The sequence below is a fragment of the Thermosphaera sp. genome (genome assembly GCF_059755995.1).
Window position 1 is genome coordinate 20981 of sequence record NZ_DBOUKL010000073.1, and the last position, 14359, is coordinate 35339.

General features: G+C 46.3%; 16 protein-coding genes. 6 read left to right on the forward strand and 10 right to left on the reverse strand.

Annotated elements, in window-relative coordinates; translation table 11 throughout:
• From AC3OH0_RS07280 to AC3OH0_RS07290, 3 genes are read right to left on the reverse strand one after another with little or no spacing between them, the layout of a single operon-like run.
• The gene (locus AC3OH0_RS07280; RefSeq protein ID WP_498345332.1) at positions 1-546 is read right to left on the reverse strand and encodes a DUF429 domain-containing protein; all 546 of its coding nucleotides are present in this window, start codon (positions 544-546) and stop codon (positions 1-3) included.
• Positions 540-1910, reverse strand: coding sequence for a geranylgeranyl reductase family protein (locus tag AC3OH0_RS07285; protein ID WP_498345333.1), 1371 nt, complete (start codon positions 1908-1910; stop codon positions 540-542). Before AC3OH0_RS07285 ends, AC3OH0_RS07280 begins: the two co-directional genes overlap by 7 nt.
• A gap of 54 nt (positions 1911-1964) precedes the next feature.
• On the reverse strand, positions 1965-3488 hold the full coding sequence (locus AC3OH0_RS07290) for an AMP phosphorylase (protein WP_498345334.1): 1524 nt from the start codon (positions 3486-3488) through the stop codon (positions 1965-1967).
• 95 nt (positions 3489-3583) lie between these two features.
• Here AC3OH0_RS07290 and AC3OH0_RS07295 point away from each other — a divergent pair, with 95 nt between their 5' ends.
• A complete protein-coding gene (locus tag AC3OH0_RS07295) occupies positions 3584-5101 on the forward strand; it encodes an amidohydrolase (protein WP_498345335.1) in 1518 nt (505 codons plus the stop codon).
• Here the strand turns inward: AC3OH0_RS07295 and AC3OH0_RS07300 are convergent.
• Together AC3OH0_RS07300 and AC3OH0_RS07305 are read right to left on the reverse strand one after the other, a co-directional pair.
• A complete protein-coding gene (locus tag AC3OH0_RS07300) occupies positions 5079-5231 on the reverse strand; it encodes a hypothetical protein (protein WP_498345336.1) in 153 nt (50 codons plus the stop codon). The two genes, AC3OH0_RS07295 and AC3OH0_RS07300, sit on opposite strands and share 23 nt — an antisense overlap.
• 46 nt (positions 5232-5277) lie before the next feature.
• Positions 5278-6681 carry a phosphohexomutase domain-containing protein gene (locus tag AC3OH0_RS07305; RefSeq protein WP_498345337.1) on the reverse strand — a complete coding sequence of 468 codons (1404 nt, stop codon included), beginning with the start codon at positions 6679-6681 and terminating at the stop codon, positions 5278-5280.
• 172 nt (positions 6682-6853) lie between these two features.
• On the opposite strand from AC3OH0_RS07305, the gene speD reads away from it, so the two are divergent.
• Both speD and AC3OH0_RS07315 read left to right on the forward strand, forming a co-directional pair.
• The gene (speD, locus tag AC3OH0_RS07310) at positions 6854-7216 is read left to right on the forward strand and encodes an adenosylmethionine decarboxylase (RefSeq protein ID WP_498345338.1); all 363 of its coding nucleotides are present in this window, start codon (positions 6854-6856) and stop codon (positions 7214-7216) included.
• On the forward strand, positions 7216-8322 hold the full coding sequence (locus AC3OH0_RS07315) for an NAD(P)/FAD-dependent oxidoreductase (RefSeq protein ID WP_498345339.1): 1107 nt from the start codon (positions 7216-7218) through the stop codon (positions 8320-8322). The genes speD and AC3OH0_RS07315 overlap by 1 nt, the downstream gene beginning before the upstream one ends.
• On the opposite strand, the gene AC3OH0_RS07320 is transcribed toward AC3OH0_RS07315, so the two are convergent.
• Genes AC3OH0_RS07320 through AC3OH0_RS07340 form a run of 5 tightly spaced genes read right to left on the reverse strand, consistent with a single transcriptional unit; the run spans position 8276 to position 11953 of the window.
• The gene (locus AC3OH0_RS07320) at positions 8276-8806 is read right to left on the reverse strand and encodes a hydrogenase maturation protease (RefSeq protein ID WP_498345340.1); all 531 of its coding nucleotides are present in this window, start codon (positions 8804-8806) and stop codon (positions 8276-8278) included. The two genes, AC3OH0_RS07315 and AC3OH0_RS07320, sit on opposite strands and share 47 nt — an antisense overlap.
• Positions 8793-9851, reverse strand: a complete 1059-nt coding sequence (locus AC3OH0_RS07325) for a thiamine pyrophosphate-dependent enzyme (protein ID WP_498345341.1) — start codon at positions 9849-9851, stop codon at positions 8793-8795. The genes AC3OH0_RS07320 and AC3OH0_RS07325 overlap by 14 nt, the downstream gene beginning before the upstream one ends.
• Positions 9852-11105: a pyruvate ferredoxin oxidoreductase gene (gene porA / locus AC3OH0_RS07330; protein WP_498345342.1), complete on the reverse strand. Its 1254-nt coding sequence runs from the start codon at positions 11103-11105 to the stop codon at positions 9852-9854. It abuts the gene before it with no gap.
• A 4-nt stretch (positions 11106-11109) separates the two neighbouring features.
• A complete protein-coding gene (locus AC3OH0_RS07335) occupies positions 11110-11391 on the reverse strand; it encodes a 4Fe-4S binding protein (protein ID WP_498345343.1) in 282 nt (93 codons plus the stop codon).
• Between the two features lie 4 nt (positions 11392-11395).
• Positions 11396-11953: a 2-oxoacid:acceptor oxidoreductase family protein gene (locus AC3OH0_RS07340; RefSeq protein WP_498345344.1), complete on the reverse strand. Its 558-nt coding sequence runs from the start codon at positions 11951-11953 to the stop codon at positions 11396-11398.
• Positions 11954-12072: 119 nt separating this feature from the next.
• Between AC3OH0_RS07340 and AC3OH0_RS07345 the strand changes: the two genes are divergently transcribed.
• From AC3OH0_RS07345 to AC3OH0_RS07355, 3 genes are read left to right on the forward strand one after another with little or no spacing between them, the layout of a single operon-like run.
• A complete protein-coding gene (locus AC3OH0_RS07345) occupies positions 12073-12333 on the forward strand; it encodes a 4Fe-4S dicluster domain-containing protein (protein ID WP_498345345.1) in 261 nt (86 codons plus the stop codon).
• Positions 12330-13448, forward strand: coding sequence for a 2-oxoacid:acceptor oxidoreductase subunit alpha (locus AC3OH0_RS07350; protein WP_498345346.1), 1119 nt, complete (start codon positions 12330-12332; stop codon positions 13446-13448). The genes AC3OH0_RS07345 and AC3OH0_RS07350 overlap by 4 nt, the downstream gene beginning before the upstream one ends.
• A complete protein-coding gene (locus AC3OH0_RS07355; protein ID WP_498345347.1) occupies positions 13439-14269 on the forward strand; it encodes a thiamine pyrophosphate-dependent enzyme in 831 nt (276 codons plus the stop codon). The genes AC3OH0_RS07350 and AC3OH0_RS07355 overlap by 10 nt, the downstream gene beginning before the upstream one ends.
• Positions 14270-14359 lie beyond the last annotated feature (90 nt).

Below are 14359 nucleotides of genomic sequence, written 5' to 3' on the forward strand. Positions count from 1 at the left end.
CTAGCAAGTCTTAGGGAGCAATATTATTTCCCCGTCTCTTTCTTTAAATCCCACGGAAAATCCATAGTAATAGTGGAAAGAAACTATTGACGAGATTAAAGCATCAACGAGATGTTTATTCTTAAGGGTTGATAAAACCGGTTTCAAACCGAAGGACTGGAAGAGATCGACGTGGGATTCGCACTTGCTTGATTTCAAGGCGCTGGTAGGGTGTGTTTCAATCACCACGATATTTTCATTCTCTAAGATTTCCTTAAGCAACCTTGCTCTCTCACCTAGCTCACGCATATGTTTAAAAGTCGTTGGAAGAACCTTGAACCCCGCTCGCATCAGTGACCTGTCAACCCGCCTGAAAGGCTCTCCAGTGAAAGTTAGCGGTGCGTCAACGGCCACTACAACCGGCTTGTAGAGCAATATTTTCGATAGTATTTCATCATCGCTAAGTACCAGTATCAGCTCTTTCAAGATTTTAGAAGAATTTATTACTGCTAAACCCGTGGGATTGGATTTCTTAGCTGAAAGATCGAGCCCTGCAAAATTCACCATTTAACTTTATGCCCTCTATCGAAACCTATTACTCTCACATATTCTTCCACAACGGTTTCGACAAGGCTCATCCATCTGGGTAGTTCCCTAGGCGACTTAGGATATTCTGTTGAATGTAGATTTATCAAGCGATTCATGTAATTCCTCACTATTCTTAACTGGTTTAACAAGCTGGGTTTTCCAAGTAGCTTTATCATAGCGGTGACAGCGTGCAGTATTTTCTCTCCTAGCTCTCCCTTAACTCCTAGATCATAGACAGAGGATCCATCAACAATTCTATTCTTCAATATCCATTCGAAATCATCATTGCTAAGTCTTTGAAGATACATTCTTAAAATATCGAGTCCTGCCTGCTTAGAACCATAAGCCTCCATGTACTTAATATTCGCCTCCCAAGTATTCTCCTCGTCAACCCTACCAGCCTCCAAAGCATTGCCGATATACGTGGAAACTATGTAAGCAGCTTCAAGGCTGGAACCAATCCCGCCTCCGTGTATAGGGTTAACCGTGTATGCAGCATCTCCTACCACACCAACATTTCTCCATACAAGGGTGGGAATGGGTCTTCTAGTTGGTACAATACCTCCTCCCGCATGGATTAGCTCGCCTTTAAAACGAGGTTTTAAGTACCTCTCGTAGTTATGTCTTGGGTTATAAACCCCGTTCCAAACAACCCCTAATCCAACGTTTAGAACGAAACCGTCCCCGGACTTGGGAAATAGCCACCAGTATCCTCCTGGAGCGATTTCCGCGTTCAAATATATCAGGGCGTATTTAGAATCCTCTCCTGTAACGGGTTCAACACTCCTGATAACTTCTCTGTACGCGATGTTGAAGTCTGTCATGAACGGTTTATCCGAGATAGGCCATGTATCTGGAAGTTTTGATCGCAGGGCGGGTCGGGAGCCGCTAGCATCTATGAAGGCATCAGCTTTAAGCTCGACCATCGGACCATCTACCTTTTTAACTTTGACCCCTTCCACCTTGTCGTTCTTAACCTCAACGTCTGTTAAAACATGAGAGTCGTAAAGCTCCGCACCTTTGTTGAGAGCTTCATCGAGAAGCCATTGCCCAAACCTAACCCTATTTACACTAACTCCTTCTCCAGGAACGATTAAACCATGTTTCTCGCTAGGGCTATAGATTTTCACACCCTGGTACTTGTAATCAATTACCTTGCTGGGGATTGCGAGGCTTATTTTCTCAAAGTGGTGAACGCCTATTGCGTCCCCGCATGTTTTATCGCCTATTTTTCCAGCCGGCTTACTCTCTATAACCGCTACCTTAAACCCTTTCGATGCTAGGACGAGTGCGGATTCTAATCCAGCCACGCCCGCTCCAACGACTACAACATCGTACTTCAAGGTAAATCCCTGTTATCAATAATTAAGTGTTACGGTTAAAAACTTGGATTACCGTTATGGAAGGGTTTTCAACAACATTCCTTCGACAATTATGGGCTGTGTTTGCGAGAGCAGGTTTATAGCGGTCTCAAGCCTTGAGGCGCTGTTGCTGTAAAGGGTTATCAATGGATCTCCCTTGTTAACCCTGTATCCGACTTTTGCGTGCAGGTAAACCCCTGCCCCCTTGTCATATGGGGCGCCACAAGCTCTCGCAAGAGTTGTTATCGCTGCATTGTCCAGATGTGTTACAGCTCCTTCAAGCGGAGATTTTAAAGTATACGAGTGCTTCCCAATGGGGATGTCCTCAGGCTTAACGTTAGGGTCTCCGCCTTGTGCCTCTATAATCTGCTTAAACTTCTCATAGGCTTTTCCGGAGAGAAAAATCTCCCTGGCAACTTCTTCCCCGCTCCCAGGTGGGATCCTCCCGCTCAACTCTAAGACGAGTCCAGCTAACAGTAAACCCTTGTCCACTAGGCTACGGCTTCCCTTGCCCGTGATCAGTGCGGATAAGGCCTCCCTTGCTTCCAAGGCTGGACCAGTTGTCAAACCTATTGGTTGCCCACCGTAAGTTACTGCTACTTTAACAGCTACATTCATTTTGCTGGCTTGCCTTATGAATATTCCAGCCATCTCATCCGCTTTCGACAACTCCTGGACTTTCGCACCCCTACCTGTAGGAACGTCTATAACAAGCCTCTCAATACCCATGGCAAGCTTCTTAGATAGTATGCTAGCCACCATTTGGTATATGGGGTCGATCGCGAGGCGTCTCTCAATGTTTACGAAAATGTCGTCGGCAGGCGCTAGGTTGAGCTTTCCGCCCCAGGCTAACACTCCCTTTGTCTTCTTAACAATGTCCTTGATCTCCTCAATCGTCAAGTCAACTCTTGCTAAGACTTCTACAGTGTCTGCCGTCCCTGCGGGGCTTGTTATAGCTCTGCTACTTGTCTTCGGGATTAAAAGTCCTGATGCTGCAACGATCGGAACCGTTAGGAGGGCTACTTTACTATTGCCTGGAACACCACCAACACTGTGAACATCGTTAGCCGGCTCCTCAAAAACAATCCGGGCCCCGGTCTCAACCATCGCCTTAATTAAATATGTTAACTCCTCTTCTGTAGGCTCGTAAAACGATTGGCTTACAAGAAAGGCCGCGATCTCTGCTTCCCCGTAAACTCCTTCAACCACGTCTTTGACGATTTCCCTGTAATCCGATTCCTCAAGCCTCTCACCCTTTAGCCTCTTTTTAAGCGCTGGAAAACTTGGAGGTATGCTTAAGGGTTTAATGCCCACGGCCTCGTCTTGTTTCAAGCCTAAGGCGTTTGCAAGCTCATTTGTGACTATTAGTGAGCCTGGGTTAACCATAGTCTTAGTCGTTATCACTACTCCTGTCTTCTGTTTATCTCCATGAATGATCATGAGTATGTTGCCCGGAGTTAATCCTAGCTCTCGAGCATCGGCCTCATTTAATACAACAATGGGTTTTCCAAAGTTGAGATCTAAAACGCTAACACGGTACTCCTTTAACTGATGCTCCAAACTTCCCACCATCTTGGGCGGAAAGAGTGCGATTTAAATATATTCAACCTGGTTTAAAAACTTCTCCCCGTATTATAATCTCCTTGGATTGAGACATGAAGCTAATCGCTTCTGAAGAGGGTATTTACCTACTGTTCAAACCCTTGGTGAAAGCTGAAGCCATTGTCATTCACGAGGATCAAGTAGTTGCCGCAGGAGCCTACGAGAAATTGTCTAGCTTGCCAGGTATAAGCGAGGAGATAGTTTTCAAAAAACCATTAGGGCCGGGTTTTGTGGATTCACATTTACATCTTGATTCTCTAGGCTTCGAGGTCTTGGTTAAGGAGTTACACGGCGGAAACATTTCCTCAATACTTGAGGAGTTGAAGCATTGGGGGAGGAAAATCGGTGAATGGGTGGTTTCCGGTAGGCTTAACCCTGTCAACCTAGAAGAGGGGAGATTGCCTCTCAGGAGCGAGATTGACAGATTCATCGATAGTAAACCAGTCCTTATTATCCATCAGTCAGGTCATGTGGGAGTGCTTAACACGCTTGGGGTTGAGAGAGCTTTAAGCATCCTGGGTAGCGTGGAGGGGCTGGACGTGGAGAGCGGGACCATATATGAATCTAGCCTTTGGAAGTTATTAACGTACATTCGCTCAAAGGCTGGTGAATCTGAACTAATCGATGCGTTCTCAAAAGGTTTTGAAGTTTTAGAAAATAATGGAGTATCAGCAATTGGATTGGCTGGGATAAGGTTAAATGAGCTTGAGGCTTTAATAAACTTCTACAGGCGGGAAAAAGTTGCTGTGAGAACTTATGCTTACATACTGGTCGAGGAATTAATAAGTCGTCGCGAGGAGTTGAAGAGTGTTTTAAAGCTTGAACATCCGCGGAAGCTTAGTATTAGAGGGATTAAAATCTTGATAGACGGGGCGCTGGGGCCGAGGACGGCATTTCTCAGCGACGACTATGCTGATACTCCAGGATTTAGAGGCGTATGCAACGTATCCGTGGAGACGGTTGAACATGCATTAAGGTTCTCAGAGAAGCAGGGTCTTCAATTAGCGATGCATGCGATAGGGGATGCTGCCCTGGACATTGCGCTGGAGGCTTTGAGATCCTCGGTAAACCCTGCAGTACATAGGATTGAGCATGCTAGCCTTGTAAGGGATGATCAATTAGACCTTATAAAAGTTTTAAAACCGGTTATTGTGGTACAGCCAAGGTTCATACTGAGTGATAAGTGGATGTTGTCGAGAGTGGGAGCGGCGAGGATCAAGTGGGTTTACAGATTCAAAACGTTAAGTAAGGTAGCGAGACTAGCTCTATCAACAGATTCTCCCGTTGAACCTGTCGCACCTTTTGAAACAGTGTATGCTGCCGTTTCAAGAGGTTTAAGAAACGGCGTAGAATATGGTTATGATCACTCCAGCGAGGCACTAACGGTTTTGGAAGCACTGGACTCCTACACTCGCGGAGGAGCCTACGCGTTAAGGGATGAAAGACTTGGCTGTCTCCTCCCGGGATGCTATCCGGATGTTGTTGAATACTCCGACGATCCGTTGAAGACGAGGAATATTGATGAGCTTAGAAACATTAGCGTAAAGCTTATCTCTTCTCTTTTTTACTAGGATACTCTTTCTCAACCTTTTCTTTAACATGCTCCAGCAGTTTCTCAGAGTATTCACGAATACTGGGTTCCAGGTCTCTCAAGCCGGTTTCTATGATTTTCTTCTTCCTAGGTTCGCGAGCTACGGACATGTTTGATCAATAAAATAATTATGATTATCCTCTAAAAAATAGCTCATCAACCATAAGTTACTTCAACCACTCTGCCACCTGACTTCTTAACTTTCTCTATAAGTTTTTCCTCGATCTTTGAAAGCATTTGCTTAAGCCTCTCCACGTTCAAGGCTTCAGCGTAAACCCTGATTTTCGGCTCTGTTCCACTCTTCCTTAAAAGCATCCATGACCCGTCTTCGTATTCCAGCCTAACTCCATCAATTGTTACAATGTTTTCTGGGTCGCCTAGCAGGACTTTTACTTCTTCTATTAATGAATTGTAGACTACTTCCCGGATACCTGCGGGCGAAACAACATAGCTCCTTCTTTCCCATGGGTAATCCGGGATGTTCTCTTTCTCAAGCAACTCCGAGATTCTTGATACATTTTCCTTCATCAAGGCACTTGTGAGCAAGGCTACTTGGAGTATTCCGTCAACCCACGGGCCCCACGAGGTGTATATGAGCTTCCAGGGTTCTCCAGCCATCACTACTTGTGACGTTCCAGTCTCCTTTACCTTTTCATGAGTTTTACCCAGCACATACCTTTCAACGGTTCCCCCCTCTTTTTCAACAACCTCGTCAAGAGCCCTGCCTGTATCTATCGACACGATCACCTTGCCCTTCCTGTCCTCCAGCGCTTTTTTTGCGAAAAACGCTAAAATCCTATCCTGTTTCACGAACCCGTCGACAGGGTCTACCACGGCCAACCTGTCAGCATCTCCGTCGTGCGCGAAGATCGCGGAGGGGTTCAACCCTTTGAACAGCGTAGCATAACTTTCTAAGACGTCTTTCCTCGGCTCCGGCGTTCTATAGGGGAAAAACCCGTCGGGATTGCAATTAATAGTAAGGGGTTTTCCACCAAGACTTCTGATAATTTTCGGGGAAACGTCATAAGAGGCCCCGTTAGCACAGTCTATTATGAAAGTTTTCACATCCCTGCCGGTGGTTGAACCTACGAATTCGATCAAGTCTTCCACATATTCCTCCACTATGGTTCTTACATAATCGGCGCTCCCGGCAAACCGCCATTCCACAGGCTTCAACTCCTTTAATATATTGCTTTCTATTTCAGCCTCCTCCTTCCTGGTAAACTCGTATCCTTCCTGGTCATAGAACTTGAACCCATTGTACTCGGGAGGGTTGTGGCTAGCTGTTACACTAACGCCTATTCCCCTGTATTTCTTAGCCGAGTAGGCTGCTATAGGGGTTGGAGCTAAGCCTATTATCCGCGTCTTTCGCCCAGAAGCCATTATTCCCGCCGCGAAAGCATAGGTGAGTAACTGGCTTGTGGCTCGCGTATCATGAACTATGAAGAAGTCTTCCCCAAAACCTAACGATCCCATGGTCAACCCTAGCTTGTAAGCTAAGATTCCGTCTAACTTATCCGGATACTGTAACCTGATTCCTGCAGTACCGAACAGTTTCATGCTACATTCACAATTTTAAAATAGTGTTCATGCAAGGATAAAACCATGAATTTTCTAGAATCACGCGATAACTCCCCGGGGGTAAAATACGATCCTTCCGTGCGTGAGGGGTGGGGGTAATATTTATAAGGAATCAAGGGTTAATTTTTCATGGAAAGGGGAGGGGGGATTTATGCTTACTTTGAAAAAAGTCATAGGTAGGCATGTTTATGGTGAAGCTTACCAATGTGATCCCGCAGTTCTTAGTGATGAAAAAGTTTTGGAAAAGATTGTCAGGAATGCGGCTACTGAAGGTAATTTAACACTTTTAGACGTTAAGCACTGGAAAATAAACCCTGGGGTCAGCATCGTGGGCATAATATTGGAGAGCCATATATCTATACACACATGGCCTGAGTACGAGTTTGCAACTATAGATGTTTATACGTGTGGCTCGTCAGCCGACCCTGTCAAAGCCTTCAAATATATTATAAAAGAGTTGAGAGCTAAGAAGTATTCGATGAGGATTTCGTCCAGGGATTATGAGGAAATGTGATGAGAAAGGATCTCTGCATCGTGGGCGCTGGCCCAGCTGGATTGCTTACGGCGTTGCATGTTAAGGAGAGAGATGTTGTTTTATTAGAAGAACATGACCAAGTAGGGGTTCCTAAGCACTGTGCAGGACTAGTGGGGCTTGAAACGAAGCAGATTATTGAAAAAGAATTATCCCCAAGACTCATCGATAACATGTATAACGAAATCGAATTCAATATTTATGGAGTTGGGAGACTTGTTTTCCATTTTAAACAACCTCTTGTCTTCCATGTCAACAGACCAATGCTAGAGTGGAAGTTGCTTGATAAGGTATCTTCCCGAATAGAGTTCTTGAACAAGGTGAAGGCGAAACCGGGAGTAACTCCAAGAGAAATAACATTTAGGAACTCCGTAGTGAAATGTCAAGAGATAATAGCCAGTGATGGCGTACTAAGTATCTTCAAGCAGAAGTATCTTAAAGTAAAACCTTGTTTTTTAATTGGTTTCCAGGGATTGTTTAAAACAGATTATTTTAATAAAAATCGAATCATAGTTAGTTACATTAATAATAATAGCTTGCTATTTCATTGGGTAATACCATTTGAAAATGATTTGGTTTTATCAGGCTATATTTCTAAAAAGCCACTACCAATAAGCATTAACGAGAAACTGTTAGCTTTAAACGGTTTAAAACCCAGGGGTGTTACCGAGTTTTTCGGTGGCCTCATACCGTGTAGCCGCCCTCTAACCACTCCGGTACTCGGAAATCACCTGTACTTTCTGGGAGACTCAGTACCCTTGGTTAAGCCATATACTGGGGGTGGGCTACACTATATCTTCAAGTTAGCTCCCGCTCTAGCTCAGGCGCTGGATAAAAATGATCCTCGGATTTACGTGAAAGCTTATTTGTCCCATAGCTACTTAAAGCTGGAAGCAGAGCACGTGTTCACGGGATTCTTCAGTAAAACCCGATACTGGTTACCTGTTCCTATTATCAAATTCGTCGAGAAGACTGGGCTACTTAGTAGGGAGGATTATGATAATCACTACAGACTATTTTTCAAAACCTTACCGTTCACGCCTATTCTTCCTTTATTCCTTCTCGGTATGAGGAAAACGCTTTCTTGAAGATTTCGATAAAGTATTCAAGCGATTTCATCATTCCACTTGTCAACTCTAAACCATAGTCCAGAGAGAAGGGAGTCACACCTGCAATCATAACGCTCTCCACACCGTATTCTTTCCTCAAGAGTTCCAGAATCGTTTTCAAAGTTACGTTATGGGTTGTAACCAGTATTTCCCCGTTGTCTATTGCCGATTCATCCGCCACTATAATAGACCCTGGAGGGGTTTCACGCCCGAGAACAGCATCAATAATCAATAAGGCTTTAGGCTTCTTATCGCTTATTTCCGGTAGACATGACTCGATTCCGTATTCGCACTTAACACATTCTATTCCCATAGATTTCAATAAGTCGCATGCTACAAGCCCGAAGGCATCATCCGTTTTTAAAGGTGTTCCAAGTCCTAGAATTAATGGGTTACGGTTTAAAAAAGATATTAACGAATCAAGCAGTTCATCCTTAATGGTCATCAACCTATTTTGGGGCATTACTTGCCCGTTTAAGCAGGTCCTCCCAGACCTTGTCAACATATTCTTGAAGCTCTTTAAGCTTCTCTTTGTTTTCAGGCTTCATTAAATGCCTGAACCTTCCTTGAACTTCCACGAACTTCTCTATGGGCTGTTTCAGAGACGGGTTTCTCGCAATTACTAGGCTTCTGTCAGTCAGCATGTAACCGACTTCAGGCGTCCACTCCCACAGCGGGAAGTAGCATGTGTCGACAGCTCTTCTCAAGACTTCAATGCTTATTGCGTTGTCATGCCTCCATCCTCTATCACAGCTGCTTAATGAGTGTATGAACGCCGGACCATTGGCTTCCAGCCCTTTCCTCACCTTTTTCATGAAGTCCATCCAGTGAGCTGGAGTGGCTGTTGCAACGTAAGGTATTCTGTGAGCAACCATGATGTCTGCGATCGGTTTCTTGCTCTCCGGCTTCCCGGGTATTACCTCGCCAGCCGGCGAAGTAGTGGTTGCAGCGTACTTCGGTGTGCCACCGCTTCTCTGAATACCAGTATTCATGTACGCTTCGTTGTCGTATAAGATGTAGAGTACGTCGTGGCCTCTCTCAGCCATCCCGCTTAAGGCTTGGAAGCCAATGTCGAATGTCCCTCCATCGCCGGCGAAAACCACGACATCAACATGCTCGTACGGCAGCCTCCCTGTTTTCTTCAATGCTTTAATAGCCGACTCCACTCCGGAGGCTGTTGAGGCAGCGTTTTCGAACGCGTTGTGAATCCATGGAACCGCCCACGATGTGTACGGGAATATTGTAGTGGCTACTTCGAGACATCCTGTGGCGTTGACAACGATCGTCGGTCCTCTGAAAGCGAAGCTTGCGAGCTTGACAACTATAGGTGCAGCACACCCTGCGCACAACCTGTGACCTGGCAGAAGCGCGCTCCTCTTCTGTTCTGCTACTTGTCTCAGGTTGAAGTTTAACGGGATTTCCCCTTTCCAGCCCGGCTCGAACATCCATATCTTATATGCTGGTTCGCCTTTCTTAACAGGGAATTCAGGAATGGTTTTCACCACCATTTACCCCCTCACCCCCAGGTATCTTATTTTCTCTTTCACGCGACCTGTTTTCACATCTTCCTTTACCTGCTCGATCATCTTTACCACGAGCTCAGGAGTTAAGTCCCTGCCTCCTAAACCATACACGTAGTCAACGGTTAATGGGTGCGAGCCAAGATCGTACAAGCTGCTAACCACATCCTGGTATAAGGCTCCGAAGCTTCCTGGACCTATGCCTTTATCCATTATTGCCACAGCTTTCACACCCCTGAGAAGGCTTCTAACTTCCTCGTATGGGAAAGGCCTGAACATCCTAATCCTTACCAATCCCAGCTTCTCTCCTCTCTCCCTGTACTTCTTCACAACGCTTCTCACGGTTCCAGCTCCGCTTCCCATGGCTACGACTACGATATCTGCGTCTTCAACGCCGTAGGCATCTATAACACCATCTCCATATCTTCTTCCTGTCAACTCGAACCATTTCTCATTGACCTCTCTCACAACTCCTGGGACATTTTTCATTGCTTCAACCTGTTGAACCTTGTGTTCGAAGTAGTAGTCGTAGAGGTCCAGGGATCCGAAAGTTAGCGGGCGCGCCGGGTTCAACATGTGTGGGACCTGCTCCTCGTAGTAATCAACTCCAAGCTTTGCCACCTTCCTGTAGCCGCCGAGAAACTCTGCGACAGCATTGTCTGGGAGTACTCTAATGTTCTCGAGAGTGTGGCTGAGGAAGAATCCGTCAAGGTTTACCGCTACCGGGAGTAGCACTCTCTCATCCTCGGCTATTCTGAAGGCTTGAATAGTTGTGTCATATGTTTCCTGCACGTTCTCGGTGAAAAGCTGGACCCAGCCGGCGTCCCTCATCAAGTATGCATCGCTGTGGTCGTTGTGAATATTGATTGGAGCTGAGAGAGCTCTGTTCGCAACAGCCATTACGATGGGGAGCCTCAGCGCTGAAGCAATATACACTATTTCAACCATTAAGGCAAGACCCTGTGAAGACGTGGCGGTGAAAGCCCTGGCTCCTGCCGCGGCCGCGCCCACGCACGCGCTCATGGCAGAGTGCTCGGATTCAACCGGCACGAACTCCGTGTGGACGAGACCGTCAGCAACGAACTCTGAGAACTTCTCCACAATGATTGTCTGCGGGGTGATCGGGTATGCTGAGACCACGTCTACCAGGCTCTGCTTCACAGCGTACGCTATGGCCTCATTACCGTTCACATTGAGGATTTCCTGAGTATGAAGTGGGTACTTGACCTCGAGCTTGCTCACCGGCTCACACCTCCTCGAACTCGGGTATCATGGATATTGCTTTCACAGGACATTCGTGAGCACATATTCCACACCCCTTGCAGTAGTCGTAGTTGACCTGGATTTTCTCCCCATCCCATATAATGGCCATATCTGGGCAGAAGAGCCAGCATAGCATGCACTTAGTGCATTTATTGTGGTCTACAACTGGTTTAAGCGCTCTCCAATCACCTGTTTTAACATCCGTGGACAATCTGTATGCTATCCCGCCTAGGGGGAGTTCCTTCCAACCTCTCTGACTGCTCATCACCTTACACCTCAACCGCGGATTCGTAAGCTTTCTTTATTAGCTCAAGGTTTTTATCAGCCACCGGGCCTTTGAATCTTTCCCTTATCGCTTTTTCAACACTACTCCATGATACAATGTTGTCTAGCTTCAACAAGCCTCCGATCATAGCTGTGTTCGTGATGTTTACCTTTAATATTTCAAGAGCTAGCTTAGAGGCGGGGGTTATGATTGCCCGGTACTCTCCTTTCCGAATTTGGAGCTTCTCTAGGAAGGATTCCGGTGTTCCAACGTAGTTAGATATTATGACTCCATTCTTCTTCAAACCCTGTACGATGCCAGGGGATAGCAGGGTGTAGTCGAGAACGATCACTATGTCTGGGTTGTACACCATGTTGTGTATTTCTATGGGTTCATCACTTATTCGAGTGAACGATAGCATAGGGGCTCCCGAGCGCTCTGGACCGAACGCGGGGAAGCTTTGAACGTATTTGCCCTCGTAGGAAGCAGCCATTGCTACAATGTTACTAGCTGTCCATGCTCCTTGTCCTCCCCTTCCATGCCATCTTATTTCAACCATCATTTACGAATACACCTCTCGTGATGATAAATGTTGTTAAAGGTAAATAATGTTAACTGATCCATATTTTTCGAAGATTTTTATACCGCTATATACATTCCATATCAACCGATATACTCAAGGTGAACGTATTGGCATACGCTTTATCCCTGATTTCAAAAGAAAACAAGAAGTACAGAGTTAACGTGGTAGTTGACAGATGCAAGGAGTGCGGTATTTGCATTAGCGTTTGCCCCGTAAAGGTTCTATCTAAATCCACCATTCTCAACAAGAACGGTTACCGACCCCCAGACCCGGTTAATATTGAGAAATGCATTGGATGCCGGCTTTGCGAATACAATTGCCCAGACTTCGCAATATTCGTCGAGGTGGTGGGGAAGTGAAAAAGGTGTTTGCCTCAGGAAATATAGCTGTTGCAGAGGGGGCGATGACAGCAGGTCTTAAATTCTACGCTGGCTACCCTATAACCCCTAGCTCGGATTTAATGGAGTACCTTGCTGAGGAGCTCCCCCGGCGGGGAGGAGTCGTTATTCAAATGGAGGATGAGATTGCCTCCATAAACGCTATAATAGGCGCTTCCAACGCTGGCGCAAAAGCTATGACAGCAACCTCTGGTCCCGGCCTATCGTTGATGGCTGAGGGGATAGGGTTAGCGGTTATAACCGAGACCCCTATTGTGATAGCCCATGTTATGAGAGCGGGGCCAAGCACAGGGGTCCCCACCAAGACTACTCAATCAGACATTTACATGGTTAGATGGCTTGCACACGGCGATTACATTATTCCTTCATTTGCACCTTGGAGCGTTCAAGAAGCATTCGACCTTACAATAAAGGCGTTCAACACGTCGGAAAAGCTTAGAACACCTGTTTTCATACTCTCCGACGCCATCCTTGCCCATGTATGGGAGCCGCTGGTTGTAAAGGAGCCAGGAGAGGTTGAAATAATCGATAGGAAACCGCCGAAGAGCAGAGAAGGCTACATGCCATACCTTCCAGACGAGGATTTGGTTCCACCTATGGCTCCTTTCGGCAAGGGGTACAAGGTCCTGGTCGAGTCCTTAATCCACGATGAGAAAGGATACTATGCTCCAAACAATGAAAAGTACAGGGAGCTTGTCACCAGGTTAAACGTGAAAATAATCAGAAACCTCGACTGGTTGTTCGAATATGAAGGATTTTTCCTCGAGGATGCTGAAACGGTTTTCGTAGCCTACGGCTCGGTTGCAAGAACGGTTTTCGCTCTCACTAAACAGTTGAGAAATGGCGGCATTAAGGCAGGCTTCTTCCGACCTAAAACCCTGTGGCCGCTTCATGAAAAGGTTATGAGGGAGACCATAAAAGGGAGAAAGATAATAGTGGTGGAGAATAATCTTGGAAAGCTAGCCATGGATGTTCAGAGAATCATGTGTGATAGGGATGTTTATCAAGCCCCTGTACTCAACCTGGAATCCCCTACTCTTAAAGAGGTGAAGGAGGCGGTGATGCAATGGCTCTAGCCCCCATGATTCATCCACTCGACAGGCATTTAAGAACCGATAGAATCCCAACCCTGTACTGCCCTGGATGCGGGCTGGGAATAGGTCTAGGGGCTTTGCTCCGCGGGCTTCAGAAGAGAATTGATGAAGGATTGATTTCCCCAGACAGTGTTCTCTGGGTTGGAGGTATTGGATGCTCAGCTCGATTAACCTTCTACGTTAACTATGACTCGGCTCATGTTCTCCATGGAAGGGCAATCCCCTTCGCGGTCGGAGCCAAGCTTGCTAATCCCGAGCTGACAGTCATAGTGGTTGGCGGGGATGGAGACATTGCCGGTATAGGCGGGAACCATTTAATGCATGCTGCACGCAGAAATATAGACATAATCACAGTAATGTTCACCAATTTCGTATACGCTATGACGGGGGGGCAAGTCGCTCCTACAACACCTCTTGGCGTGAGAACCACTACGACGCCGCACGGGAACCCGGAGCCCCCGCTGGATGTTGTGAGGGTTGTATCCTCTCTCAACGCTAACTACGTAGCGAGAGCCAGCATCACCACTCCCCATTACATTGAGCAGTACTTTTACAAGGTATTGGGTATGCGAGGGTTCAGGTTTATAGAAGTGGTGAGCACGTGTCCCGAGGTTTATGGGAGACACATAGGGTTGAGAGACCCTGTTGAAATGTATAATGAGCTGAAAAAGAGAGTGATATATAAGCCTAGACCAACGCTTGAGGAAGCTGTTATCAACTGGGAGAAAGGAATCGTGATAGGAGAGTATATCGTTAGGGATAACCCTGGCTTCATTGATTTCCTGAAAGGTGGCGGTAGATGAAGAGGGAAATCTTGGTTGTAGGTAGGGGCGGGCAAGGAGTTCTATTACTGGGGAGGATTGTTGGATTAGCAGCAAGCAAGTATGCTAACC